Raw genomic sequence first — 12331 nt, 5'->3', positions numbered from 1 at the left:
AGACATGAATTTAAACAAATTAAAACAGAACAAAAAGAAACTTTTTGCAGCAGCGGCAGTCTTGTGGCTGCTTGTTTGCATGTTTGTCACGCCGGTATTTACGACGGTGACACTGACCTTTGAAAATGACCCTCATGGCGAGGTGGTAACAACCGTTTTTTCCGGACCGGGTGAAAATGTCAGCGGCCGGGATGAGCACCATCGGGTGGTGGTGAATGGGGTTGCCCGGATCTTCTTTGGCGATCTCCAGTACGGCAGCCACTGCTCCCTGAAACGTATCGACCCGCTGGACCAGCATTATTCCACAGGCGAGCCGCTGACCATCACAAGACTTACTGTGTTGAAGAACGGTATTCAGACGGTGGATCTGACCGGTGACAAGCTGGGGACTTATTTTACGGTTAATTCAGATCTGGAGCTCTTGGGAGAGGACAGTTTCACCTTTCTGGTGACCGGAGAGGATTCCCAGATGCTTCCGACAGAAGCCTTTCAGACACTGTACGCGCAGACACCCTTTGCCGTGCGGCTTCTGGGAGCGCTTGGCAGCGGCATTCTTCTGGTACTGGCTATTCTTTTGGTACGCTGGTTCACACGGACAATCGCGGGACAAGGTCTCTTTTCTAAATTGATTTTCTGTGTGTTGTTCGGCGGACTTTTCGCGGCCACCTTGATGACCATTTTTACCGGCTTCTGGAATCCGTTCTATCTGAATCCGGACGAATATCATACCCTGTCGGCAGTCAATTATTATTTCTCGCACTTTATGCCGCCGGATATGCGGGATCCGGCCATCATCGATTCCTATGCCATCTACGGAACCACCAGGCACAGTGAATGGACGCTCTTTTATTTTCTGACTGCGAAAATCGGACAGTTTTTTTCAGACCCCATTATCCGGGTGCGTTTCTTTACGACGGTGACCTTCTGTATCATGGCTGGCATTGCGCTGAAGAACGTAAAGAAGAACTGGGCGCTCTCTGCCATGCTGCTTCTGACGCCCCAGGTGTGGTATCTGTTTTCCTACTGTACTTCGGATTCCCTGGATTTTTTCATGAGTTTTCTGTGCATGTATGAAGTTATGAAAAAGGACAGCATGCTGAACCGGGTGCTGGACGAACCGTTTTGCAAAAAGCAGCTGCTTTGCATGGCGCTTCTGGGCCTGCTGTTTGTGCAACCCTTGTGGGGCAAACCCACATTCTATGTAGTGCTGATTTTCATTTTCCTGATACTGCTGATTCGGCTGTTCTATACGCCGAAGACGGAACGAAAGGTCCTGCTGTACAAATATCTCGGTATCCTGGGCTTTACCCTTGGTATCTTCGCCATCCGATATATGATTACCGATTTCCCCTATTACGGCCTTTTCGGAAAATATCGGGTCTACATGGATATGATGGAGCAGACGGCCCTGCCCGGATACAAGCTTTCCACGCCGGCTTTGGAACGGGCTTATTCCATGAGCTTTATGGAGAAGGGCGTTACCCTGGGCGAGCTTCTGACCGGCTTTGATTTCAATAAGAACCTGTTCCGCACCTTCGCAGGCTTCTTTGGATCTTACGCGTTCGGCGCCCGGGACTGGTATTATATGGCCATAGCGGTTCTGTATCTGGCCATCCTTGCTTATCTGCTGGTACAGGCCTTCCGGAAGAGAGATTCCCAAACCTGGTGGGAGATTGGCGCAGCGGCTCTGGCTATGTTCATTCAGTACGCGCTGATTGTATACAATGCCTGGGTGGTGGACTTCCAGCCCCAGGGACGCTACCTTTTGCCGATTCTGTTCTATACGGCTTATCTGATTCATCGAGCGGACAGTGAGAGCCAGAGCAAGGTGCTGCGAATTCTGCTGTGTCTGACCTGCCTCTTGTCTCTGTACAGCTTTTATACCGTTGGCATTCCGAATTTGGTGTCGGTACATGGAATACAAGCTTAATCGGATTTGAAATGGAATGCAAAACGATGCGCTTACTGATATGCCTTTAAACAGGCGGACGAAGGAGAAATATAGGTTATGACCTGGTTGAAAGACAAACGAATATGGATTTTGCTTGGCTTCTATGGAGTCCTGGCGATTCTTTTTCATATGTGCTGGCTGAAGCTTGGCGGCGGGGATGATTATTACTTTATGACCTGCCTTGATGATACCAGCTTCGGCTCATTCATGGTGAAGCGCTGGTATGGCTGGTCCTCCCGCCTGGTAATCGAGGGCGTGCTGGTACTGGTATTGCAGCAGCCGATCCTGGTATGGAAGGTGCTGGATATTCTGGTGTCGGTGCTAATTGCGTGGCTGTTGTGCGGATTTTTCTGCAGCGGCTATGGGAAACATGGAAGTGGCAGCAGTATCCAGACCGACAAAAACACTTTGTCTGGGACTCGGACGGTTGTCCCGCTTACATCCCTGATTCTGTTCCTCTGCCTCCTTCTTTCCTATGATTTCCGGGAAATGGATTCGGCAGGCTATATGACCACGACCATCAACTACTGGTGGCCCCTGGCAGCGTTAATGGTAGCGGCGCTGCCTCTGTATCTCTGGTATCAGGAAGGTACCTGCAAGAAAAGTTACTATGTCCTCGGTACGCTGGCGGCCATTTTCGCCATCAATCAGGAGCAGATCTGCGCCATGGCATTGCTGGCCTGTCTGTATCTGCTGATTACAGATAATCTGCGGGGAAGAAAGACGAATCCCTATCTGTATGTACTCCTTGCCCTGTCTGTATGCTTCGCCATCTGCGTCGCGATTTGCCCAGGCAATGCGGCTCGCAAGGCTTCCAACATTGATTTCTGGTTCCCGGCCTACGCCGGATTCAATCTGGTGCAGAAGGTATTGCTTGGTTGGTACAGTCTACTAAAGACTCTGTATCAGGACGTCAATCTGCCCTATTTTCTGATGAGCGCCGTGCTGTTTATGGCAGTCCGAAAAAAGCAGAAGAGACTTCCGGCACGCCTTATCGCAGCCATTCCACTGCTCTCAAATTTGGGACTTCTGGGCGTCCTGCTGTTCGGAAAATACCGGGAATACCCCTGGGTACACCTGATTCTCCATGTGTTTGATTTCGACCAGCCCGTAGTATACTATCAGGGCAGTCTGCCGAATTCCAACCGGCTCCTGCTGCTTGTATACACGTTCTGCTGCGCCTGCGTGGTGATTTCCCTGTTCCTTATCTGGAATAAGAAAGAGCGCTCCATCGACGCATTAGCACTCCTCGTCATTGCCTCCGCCTCCAAGATCAGTATGGGCTTGTCGCCTACAGTCTGGGCCTCCTCGGAGCGCACCAGTATTTTCCTGGATTTCGGATTTATTCTGCTGGGAATGCTGGCGGTACGGGAAATGGAGCCGTGGAAAGCTGCTAAAAAATCGTGTTGTGCCATACCGTAAAGTAATGTATAATAATTCCCAGTGCTTTATGCATTATTTAACTGGACATATTTTGTTCTTACGATGTAATAAAGGAATATAGGTATTTCATGAAACGTAATAAAATAAAAAAAATTCAATATATCATATGTTGTGTTCTATTAATATGGGGTGCAATTGATAGTTTAATCCAATTTGTAAGGCTGGTTACCAACCCGGCATGGAGTGCTTCTTATAGTGCGCCGTTGCTGTGGTTTCTGATTATTTATTTTGTACCAGTGTGTATTATATTTTTTATATTTGAAATAATCAAACGATTTATTAAATAAATTAGGGGGAATCACATAATAGCGGAACAGGTTACCACTCCGATATCATTACCGGAAAATCATGTTGTATTTAATGAGTTCCCTGATCTATGCTATTGTGCAATTATTTTATGTGTATATAGCACAAAGAACAGCGAGGTATGTATGAAAAAATTAGCTTTGTCCGATGAAATTTTGCTGAAGATAGATAAACCGGCCCGATATCTCGGAAATGAGATCAATGCAGTGATGAAAGATAAAAATAAGGTAGATATCCGTTTTGCCATGTGTTTCCCGGACGTCTACGAAATAGGCATGTCCCATCTGGGCATCCAGATCCTGTACGATATGTTCAATCAGCGGGAGGACGTCTGGTGTGAACGCGTCTATTCTCCCTGGACCGATCTGGACAAAATCATGCGGGAGCAGCACATTCCGCTCTTTGCCCTGGAGTCGCAGGACCCCATTCGTGAGTTTGACTTTCTGGGTATCACGCTGCAGTACGAGATGGCCTACACCAACGTCCTTCAAATCCTGGATTTAAGCCAGAGCCCGCTCTATGCCAAAGAGCGTACCTGGGATGACCCCATTGTCATTGGCGGCGGTCCCTGCGCTACCAATCCGGAGCCGCTGGCGGATTTCTTTGATCTGTTTTATATCGGAGAGGGCGAGACCTCCTATTTTGCGCTGTTGGACGCTTATAAGGCTTCCAGGGCAACAGGAGAGAGCCGTGTACGGTTCCTGGAGCGTGCGGCGGAAATCCCGGGAATCTATGTGCCTTCTTTTTATGATGTCATTTACCATGAGGACGGAACCCTTGCGTCCATGGAGCCCAACAATCCCCATGCGCCCGCAAGGGTACAGAAACAGGTGGTCACCGATCTGACTCACAGCTTCTATCCGAAAAAGCCGTTGGTTCCGTTTATCAAGGTGACCCAGGATCGTGTAGTTCTGGAGATTCAGCGTGGCTGCATCCGCGGCTGCCGTTTCTGCCAGGCCGGTATGCTGTACCGCCCCATCCGGGAGCGTTCCCTGGAAATGCTGGAAGAGGCCGCCACAGAGATGCTTAAAAACACCGGACATGAGGAGATTTCCCTAAGTTCCTTAAGCTCCAGCGATTTCAGCCGCCTGCCGGAGCTGGTGAATTTCCTCATCGATACCTTTGGTAATAAGGGCGTCAATATTTCCCTGCCGTCTCTGCGTATCGACGCCTTTTCCCTGGACGTCATGAGCAAGGTCCAGGATATCCGCAAGAGCAGCCTGACCTTTGCGCCGGAGGCCGGTTCCCAGCGTCTCCGGGACGTGATCAACAAGGGACTGACTGAAGAAATCATTCTGGAAGGCGCCGGACAGGCCTTTGAGGGCGGCTGGCAGAAGGTGAAGCTGTATTTCATGCTGGGACAGCCCACAGAAACGATAGAGGACGAGAAGGCCATCGCCTGGCTGGCGGAGAAGATCGCAAAGCGTTACTACGAGATTCCCAAAGACAAGCGCAACGGTAAATGTCAGATTACCGTCAGCACTTCCTTCTTCGTGCCGAAGCCCTTCACCCCGTTCCAGTGGGCGCGCATGTGTACCAAGGAAGAATTTCTCGACAAGGCCTATATCGTCAACAGTGAGATCAAGGCCCAGTTAAATAAAAAGAGCATCAAATACAACTGGCATGAGGCCGACGTGACCGTGCTGGAGGGCATTCTGGCCCGCGGCGACCGCCGGGTGGGCGCGTCCCTTCTGGCTGCTTACCGGAACGGCTGTCTCTTTGATTCCTGGAGCGAGTGCTTCGATAATGACAGGTGGCTTCAGGCCTTTGAAGAGACCGGACTGGATGTGCCGTTCTATACTACCAGACATCGTGATGAAAATGAGTTGTTCCCCTGGGACTTCATCGACATCGGCGTTACGAAAAAATTCCTGCTGCGGGAGTGGAAGCGGGCTCACGAGGAGACCGTAACCCCCAACTGCCGTCAGCAGTGCCAGGGCTGCGGCGCGGGCAGTTACCGTGCCGGCTGCTGTCCCACAGCGCTTACAGGAGGTGAAAACGCATGAAAATCCGTATCAAATTCCGCAAATATGGTATTATGAAATTCATCGGCCATCTGGATATCATGCGCTATTTCCAGAAGGCCATGCGCCGGGCGGACATCGACATCTGCTATTCCGCAGGCTTCAGCCCCCATATGATCATGTCCTTTGCGTCTCCCCTGGGCGTGGGGCTTACCAGCGACGGCGAGTACCTGGACATTGAGATAGGAAATGAGCTGTCCTCCGAAGCGGCAGTAAAGCGTCTGAACAGAGTTATGGCCGAGGGCGTGGAGGTTCTTTCCTTCCGGAGGATCCCCGAGGAAAAATCCGCCAACGCAATGTCTCTGGTGGCGGCTGCCGATTACGAGGTCCGTTTCCGGGAAAACAGCCTGCCTGCGGACTGCGTCTTTGGAAATGGCCTGGATGAAAAATGGGCGGCGTTCTGCGCACAGAAACAAATCCTGGTGACAAAAAAGACGAAAAAAGGCGAGCGGGAGCTGGATTTAAAACCATTGATTTACGATACAAAATGCCAGGATGATTCCATTTCCTTACAGCTCTCCGCCGGAAGTGCCGAGAATGTGAAGCCGGAGCTGGTACTGGAAGCCTTTGCCACTTACGCAGGCTTTGAACTTCCGGAATTTGCCCTGCTGATTCACCGGAAGGAGCTGTACGCAAACCTGGCCGGTGAGGGCGAGCCACGGAAGCTGATAAGCCTGGAAGATCTGGGAGAGGAATTCTGATGGAACAGACAGAAATCATGGCAGAGCATACTTCTTCTTCGCACGCCGGGCAGCAGGGAGGCGGCGCCTTTCTGGTAACTACCCTGACCATCAGGGACCGGGAGCGCACAGTCTACGCTTTTTATGAAAATGACCATGCCGCCGAGCTGTCCTGTCTGCCCGCAGGCGGAGAATCCATCCTCGGAAATATCTATGTGGGCAAGGTGAAAAATATCGCTGCCAATATCAGCGCGGCCTTTATCGAGATTGCAAACGGGCAGCTCTGTTATTACGCCTTAAATGACAATGATGCGCCCATTTTCACGACACCGAAGAAAATGAACACACTGGTGGCCGGAGATGAGCTTCTGGTGCAGGTGAGCCGGGAGGCCGTCAAGACCAAAGCCCCCACAGTCACTGCGAACCTGAATTTTGCCGGAAAATATCTGGTTCTGACCAGCGGCAAGCATCATCTGGGTCTGTCTTCCAAGCTTTCTCCTGAGGATAAACAGCGGCTTCGCACTATCGCAGAGCCTTTTCTTGGGAAAGATTTCGGCATCATCGTCCGTACCAACGCAGCGGAAGCCTCGGAGGATGAGCTGCGCGCGGAGCTTGGCGAACTGACAGAAGCCTATCGTCACACCGTGGAGACCGGGCGAAACCGCGCCTGTTTTTCTCTTGTATACAAAGAGCCGTCCGCTTACGCGGCAAGACTGCGGGGACTACGTGCCGACAGCTTTAATAAAATCATGACGGATCGTGCGGACATTTACAGGGAACTAAAAGCCTATCTGACAGACCGTCAGCCGGCAGATCTGCCAAAGCTTTATTTCTATGAAGAGACAGCACCGTCCCTGGACAGCGTCTATGGCCTGTCCAAGGCCTTTGAAGAAGCCGGAAAAGAGCGTGTATGGCTCAAATCCGGCGGCTATCTGGTAATTCAACCCACGGAAGCCCTGACCGTTGTGGACATAAATACGGGTAAATATACGGGCAAAAAGAAGAAGGACGACACCTTCCTGAAAATCAATCTGGAGGCGGCCAGAGAGTTGGCGAGACAGCTCAGGCTCCGGAATCTGTCCGGTATCATTGTGGCAGATTTCATTGATATGGAGCGAGAGGAAGATAAGCAGACACTGATGGCAGTGCTGGCATCGGAATTAAAAAAGGATCCGGTACGGACGTCCCTCGTAGATATGACGCCTCTTGGCCTGGTAGAAATTACTCGTAAAAAAGTGCAGAAGACACTGGCAGAGCAGGTAAACAGCTGATTTCACAGACATCCGGAAAACACATTCAGGAACGTTTTAAGGGGACTGAATGCATGAAAAACAGACGAAAAATATTTAGCTGAAATATAATAGAAATTACTTGACAGCAGGAAATTGTCCTGCTATTATATAAAAGATGCCGCACAACGAGGTATAAGTATGTGCTTTTTCAGTCCGACTGGAGGGCGCGTCACCGAAATTGGCGAGTAATTATATTAGGAGGTGCCACAGAATGTACGCAATTATTGCAACAGGTGGTAAACAGTACAAAGTATCTGAAGGCGACGTGATCAAGGTTGAGAAGCTTGGCGTTGCAGCTGGTGAGACTTATGAGTTCGATCAGGTTCTCGCAGTTGGCGGAGATTCTCTGACCGTAGGTACACCGACTGTAGCAGGAGCTACTGTAACTGCATCTGTAATCGGTGATGGTAAGGGCAAGAAAGTCATCGTTTACAAGTACAAGAGAAAATCTGGATATCACAAGAAGAATGGTCACAGACAGCAGTACACAGAAGTGAAGATCGAGAAGATCTCCGCGAACTAATTGTCATGATAACCGTTACCATATATAAGAAATCCAATCAGTATCTGGGGTTCGATATCAATGGACATGCCGGATACGCGGAGGAGGGTTCCGATATTATCTGCGCAGCAGTCAGTGTGCTTTCACTGAATACGCTGAATTCTATCGAGGCCTTTACAGAAGATGAATTTTCCGGTGAACAGGGTGATGGGTCGCTGACCTGCACCTTCCCGGAGCCTTTGTCAGAGAAAGCCGCATTGTTGATGGATTCCATGGTACTTGGGCTGACAGACATTCAAAAAAGCTATGGGAAACCATATATCAGGATTGTATTCAAGGAGGTGTAATACCATGTTACAGATGAACCTTCAGTTATTCGCTCATAAAAAGGGAGTAGGTTCTACAAAGAACGGCAGAGATTCCGAGTCCAAGAGACTGGGAGCTAAGAGAGCCGACGGACAGTTCGTAAAGGCCGGAAACATTCTTTACAGACAGCGCGGAACCAAGATTCACCCGGGTGTGAACGTAGGACGCGGTGGCGATGATACACTGTTTGCTCTGACCGACGGAGTCGTAAGATTCGAGAGAAAGGGCAGAGATAAGAAGCAGGTTTCTATCGTTCCGGTAGCAGCAGAATAAGTTGGTTGTAAAAGGCTTCAAGTCGGAAGATTTGAAGCCTTTTTTACCATTTTAATTTTCGGAGAATTATTATATGTTTGCAGACAGAGCAAAAATTTTAATCCGCTCCGGTAAGGGCGGAGACGGACATGTCAGCTTCCGCCGGGAGCTGTACGTACCCAACGGCGGTCCGGACGGCGGAGACGGCGGACGCGGCGGCGATGTGATTTTTGAAGTAGACGAGGGACTGAATACCCTCTATGAGTACCGTCATAAGAGAAAGTTCAAGGCTCAGGACGGCGAAGAAGGCGGAAAACGACGCTGCCACGGTAAAGACGGCAGCGATATTATATTAAAGGTTCCGGAAGGAACTATCATCAGAGAAGCGGAGAGCGGAAAGGTGATCGCGGACATGTCCGGCGAGAACCGCAGACAGGTAATCCTGCAGGGCGGCCGTGGCGGCGCGGGAAATATGCATTTTGCCACATCCACCATGCAGGTCCCGAAATACGCCCAGCCGGGCGTACCGGCCCAGGAGCTGGAGGTTCTTCTGGAGCTGAAGGTCATCGCGGACGTGGGACTGGTCGGTTTCCCGAATGTGGGAAAATCCACGTTCTTATCCCGTGTGACCAATGCACAGCCGAAGATCGCCAACTATCATTTCACCACTCTGAACCCGAATCTGGGCGTGGTGGATTTGCAGGGTGCTCCTGGCTTCGTCATCGCGGATATTCCGGGACTGATTGAGGGTGCTTCCGAGGGCGTGGGTCTGGGACATGAGTTCCTGCGCCATATCGAGCGTACCCGCGTACTGATCCATATTGTAGACGCTGCTTCCACGGAAGGCCGTGATCCGGTAGCGGATATCTACGCCATCAACAAGGAGCTTGAGGCTTACAATGAAGAGATCGCGGCGCGTCCGCAGGTCATTGCAGCCAATAAGATAGACGTCCTGGGCGACAATGAGGAGCCCATCCAACGTCTGAAGGACGAGTTTGAGCCACAGGGCATCAAGGTATTCCCGATTTCCGCTGTGGCCGGAAAGGGACTGAAGGAACTCCTCTACTATGTAAGGGAGCTCCTTGATCAGGCGCCCCAGGAGGCCATTGTCTTCGAGCAGGAGTACTTCCCGGGCGAGGAGCTGGTATACGAGAACCTGCCATACACCGTTACCAAATCCGAGGAGGAAGAGGGCGTCTTCATCGTGGAAGGACCGCGTATCGAGAAAATGCTGGGCTACACCAACCTGGATTCCGAGAAGGGCTTTGCCTTCTTCCAGAACTTCCTGAAGAATACGGGTATCTTAAAGGAGCTTGAGGAAGCCGGTATTCAGGAGGGCGATACGGTCCGGATGTACGGACTTGCATTCGACTACTTCCGTTAGGCAATGAGCAGTGCGGAAGAAAGGAAAGACAGACACGTTGTACCCGAAGGGCACATAAGGGGCTGTTTTTGCTTTCTTTCATAGGGCGAAGCCCGCGAGCGAGATGGAGCGTAGCGGCAAGGTGAGCCCGGAGGGCGAGAGAGTGTCCTGGGGCAAATCGAGCTGCACTGCGAAGTAAATATAATTTAAAGGAGAAATCATGACAAGTAAACAGCGTGCTTATTTAAAAGGCCTCGCAATGACCATGGAGCCGATTTTCCAGGTGGGCAAATCTTCCGTTACACCGGAATTTACCAAGGCTGTGGACGAAGCGCTGACTGCCAGAGAGCTGATTAAGCTCAGCGTTCTGCAGAACTGCGCGGATGATCCCCGCGCCATCGCAGAGGTAATTGCCGACCGCACCCGCTCTCAGGTCGTGCAGGTGATCGGCAAGAAGATCGTGCTGTATCGTGAGAATACAGACGAAAAGTACAAGAAAAAGAAGATTGTACTTCCGTTATAAGATTTTATAAAACACAGATTCTCAGGGAAAGGCGGTTATTTTCATGGAGCTTACACGAAAAAAGGTCGGCATCTTGGGCGGAACCTTTGATCCGATTCATACCGGACATCTGATTCTGGCGGAAGCTGCCTATGAGTCCTTTTCCCTGGATTATGTGCTGATTATGCCAAATGGCAACCCGCCCCACAAGGCCGGTCAGGTGAACGCTACCATGGAACAGCGCACCCGGATGGTGGAGCTTGCTGTGGCGGATAATCCGCATCTTAAGGTATCGGATTTCGAGAAAACACCGCAGGATTATCATTATACCTACGAAACCCTGGAGTTTCTGAAAAAAGAGCACCCGGATACCGATTACTATTTTATTCTGGGAGCAGATTCCCTGGTTCATTTCCACACCTGGATGGAACCCAGACGGATCTGCGAAGCCTGCAGTATCTTGGCGGCTACCCGGGATCATATGGAAAGCGAAGAGTTGACCGCCCGCATTCAGGAGCTTTCCCAGGTGTTCGGCGCTCATATTTATCCCATGGAGACGCCCAACATCGACATTTCCTCCAATATGATTCGGGAGCGTGTCCGCACCGGTCGTTCTATCCGGTATTATGTGCCTGAGGCAGTGGAGGAATATATTTATAAAAAGGGATTATACTGTCCGGCTTAAGGAGTTACTGATTATGATGAAGAATTATGATATGAAATCCTATCAGAAAAAGCTGAAGCGGGAAATGGATGAGGGCAGATATCAGCATACACTGGGCGTCATGTATACTTCCGCGGCCCTGGCCATGCGCTACGAATATGATATCCAGAAGGCACAGATGGCGGGACTTCTGCACGACTGTGCGAAATGTATTCCCAATGGAAAGAAATTAAAGCTGTGTGAGAAACACAACATTCAGATCACAGAGGTGGAGCGCCGCAATCCCTTTCTGCTGCATGCGAAGCTTGGGGCCTTTCTGGCCATGCATGAGTACGGCATCAACGACAAGGAGATTGTCAGCGCCATTTTAAACCATACCACCGGTAAACCGAATATGTCATTGCTCGACAAAATCGTCTACGTGGCGGACTATATCGAGCCCCGCCGTAACAAGGCACCGAATCTGACGGAGGTACGGAAGCTTGCGTTTATGGATCTGGATGAGGCTCTGTATAAGATTCTGTCTGATACACTGGCTTATCTGGACGACGGCCCGGGCGAGGTGGACGAGATGACAGTCAAAGCTTATGAATATTATAAGGCAAAGCGTGAGGAGGCAAACCATGACACAGAAGCAGTCTAAAGAAATGGCGCGTCTGGCTTATCAGGCCATGGAAGACAAGAAAGCGCGCGATATCCGTATCATTGATATTTCTGAAATTTCCGTTCTGGCCGATTATTTTCTGATTGCCAGCGGTTCCAATAAGAACCAGGTACAGGCCATGGTGGACAATGTACAGGAGGAGCTGCATAAGGCAGGCTTCGTTCCGAAGCAGGTAGAGGGCTACAACAGCGCCAACTGGATTCTCCTGGACTATGGCGATATCATCATCCATGTATTTGATGAAGAAAATCGTCTGTTCTACGATCTGGAGCGGATCTGGAGAGACGGATCCGTCATTGCTGCCGAGGATCTGGAGGCATAA

General features: G+C 50.5%; 13 protein-coding genes. All 13 read left to right on the top strand.

Translation table 11 applies throughout. The features are described 5' to 3' along the window. The first annotated feature begins 4 nt into the window (after positions 1-4). The 13 genes from ACESZP_RS00375 to rsfS all read left to right on the top strand — a co-directional run bounded on the left by ACESZP_RS00375 (position 5) and on the right by rsfS (position 12331). Positions 5-1930 (top strand): hypothetical protein, encoded by a 1926-nt coding sequence (locus ACESZP_RS00375; RefSeq protein ID WP_499707666.1) that lies wholly within the window; start codon positions 5-7, stop codon positions 1928-1930. Between the two features lie 78 nt (positions 1931-2008). Beyond that, on the top strand, positions 2009-3373 hold the full coding sequence (locus ACESZP_RS00370) for a hypothetical protein (RefSeq protein WP_499707665.1): 1365 nt from the start codon (positions 2009-2011) through the stop codon (positions 3371-3373). 452 nt (positions 3374-3825) lie between these two features. After that, positions 3826-5706 (top strand): TIGR03960 family B12-binding radical SAM protein, encoded by a 1881-nt coding sequence (locus ACESZP_RS00365; RefSeq protein WP_499707664.1) that lies wholly within the window; start codon positions 3826-3828, stop codon positions 5704-5706. Then, entirely contained in the window at positions 5703-6425 is a 723-nt protein-coding gene (locus ACESZP_RS00360; protein ID WP_499707663.1) for a TIGR03936 family radical SAM-associated protein, read from the top strand. Before ACESZP_RS00365 ends, ACESZP_RS00360 begins: the two co-directional genes overlap by 4 nt. Next, positions 6425-7675, top strand: coding sequence for a ribonuclease E/G (locus ACESZP_RS00355; RefSeq protein WP_499707662.1), 1251 nt, complete (start codon positions 6425-6427; stop codon positions 7673-7675). Before ACESZP_RS00360 ends, ACESZP_RS00355 begins: the two co-directional genes overlap by 1 nt. Before the next feature lie 232 nt (positions 7676-7907). Continuing rightward, the gene (rplU, locus tag ACESZP_RS00350) at positions 7908-8219 is read left to right on the top strand and encodes a 50S ribosomal protein L21 (RefSeq protein WP_178038128.1); all 312 of its coding nucleotides are present in this window, start codon (positions 7908-7910) and stop codon (positions 8217-8219) included. A 5-nt stretch (positions 8220-8224) separates the two neighbouring features. Next, complete coding sequence (locus ACESZP_RS00345) at positions 8225-8545, top strand: ribosomal-processing cysteine protease Prp (RefSeq protein WP_178038129.1); 321 nt, start codon at positions 8225-8227, stop codon at positions 8543-8545. Positions 8546-8549: 4 nt separating this feature from the next. Then, the gene (rpmA, locus tag ACESZP_RS00340; protein WP_087165749.1) at positions 8550-8837 is read left to right on the top strand and encodes a 50S ribosomal protein L27; all 288 of its coding nucleotides are present in this window, start codon (positions 8550-8552) and stop codon (positions 8835-8837) included. Positions 8838-8910: 73 nt separating this feature from the next. Then, positions 8911-10200, top strand: coding sequence for a GTPase ObgE (gene obgE / locus ACESZP_RS00335; protein WP_178038130.1), 1290 nt, complete (start codon positions 8911-8913; stop codon positions 10198-10200). A 199-nt stretch (positions 10201-10399) separates the two neighbouring features. Next, on the top strand, positions 10400-10702 hold the full coding sequence (gene yhbY / locus ACESZP_RS00330) for a ribosome assembly RNA-binding protein YhbY (RefSeq protein WP_178038131.1): 303 nt from the start codon (positions 10400-10402) through the stop codon (positions 10700-10702). 43 nt (positions 10703-10745) lie between these two features. Further along, positions 10746-11366: a nicotinate-nucleotide adenylyltransferase gene (gene nadD, locus ACESZP_RS00325; protein WP_499707661.1), complete on the top strand. Its 621-nt coding sequence runs from the start codon at positions 10746-10748 to the stop codon at positions 11364-11366. Between the two features lie 16 nt (positions 11367-11382). Continuing rightward, entirely contained in the window at positions 11383-11988 is a 606-nt protein-coding gene (gene yqeK, locus ACESZP_RS00320; RefSeq protein ID WP_349165111.1) for a bis(5'-nucleosyl)-tetraphosphatase (symmetrical) YqeK, read from the top strand. After that, a complete protein-coding gene (gene rsfS / locus ACESZP_RS00315; RefSeq protein WP_349165048.1) occupies positions 11969-12331 on the top strand; it encodes a ribosome silencing factor in 363 nt (120 codons plus the stop codon). Before yqeK ends, rsfS begins: the two co-directional genes overlap by 20 nt.

The sequence above is a fragment of the Candidatus Dorea massiliensis AP6 genome, from assembly GCF_964245105.1.
Lineage (GTDB): Bacteria > Bacillota > Clostridia > Lachnospirales > Lachnospiraceae > Laedolimicola > Laedolimicola intestinihominis.
Note: the sequence above shows the minus strand (reverse complement) of the source record. Positions and strands in the feature narration are given on the sequence as shown.

Coding starts and splice junctions, on each gene's coding strand:
- ACESZP_RS00360 (WP_499707663.1), top strand. CDS start 5,703: ATGAAAATCCGTATCAAATTCCGCAAATATGGTATTATGAAATTCATC.
- ACESZP_RS00355 (WP_499707662.1), top strand. CDS start 6,425: ATGGAACAGACAGAAATCATGGCAGAGCATACTTCTTCTTCGCACGCC.
- yqeK (WP_349165111.1), top strand. CDS start 11,383: ATGAAGAATTATGATATGAAATCCTATCAGAAAAAGCTGAAGCGGGAA.
- ACESZP_RS00345 (WP_178038129.1), top strand. CDS start 8,225: ATGATAACCGTTACCATATATAAGAAATCCAATCAGTATCTGGGGTTC.
- ACESZP_RS00365 (WP_499707664.1), top strand. CDS start 3,826: ATGAAAAAATTAGCTTTGTCCGATGAAATTTTGCTGAAGATAGATAAA.
- ACESZP_RS00375 (WP_499707666.1), top strand. CDS start 5: ATGAATTTAAACAAATTAAAACAGAACAAAAAGAAACTTTTTGCAGCA.
- rplU (WP_178038128.1), top strand. CDS start 7,908: ATGTACGCAATTATTGCAACAGGTGGTAAACAGTACAAAGTATCTGAA.
- obgE (WP_178038130.1), top strand. CDS start 8,911: ATGTTTGCAGACAGAGCAAAAATTTTAATCCGCTCCGGTAAGGGCGGA.
- nadD (WP_499707661.1), top strand. CDS start 10,746: ATGGAGCTTACACGAAAAAAGGTCGGCATCTTGGGCGGAACCTTTGAT.
- rsfS (WP_349165048.1), top strand. CDS start 11,969: ATGACACAGAAGCAGTCTAAAGAAATGGCGCGTCTGGCTTATCAGGCC.
- rpmA (WP_087165749.1), top strand. CDS start 8,550: ATGTTACAGATGAACCTTCAGTTATTCGCTCATAAAAAGGGAGTAGGT.
- ACESZP_RS00370 (WP_499707665.1), top strand. CDS start 2,009: ATGACCTGGTTGAAAGACAAACGAATATGGATTTTGCTTGGCTTCTAT.
- yhbY (WP_178038131.1), top strand. CDS start 10,400: ATGACAAGTAAACAGCGTGCTTATTTAAAAGGCCTCGCAATGACCATG.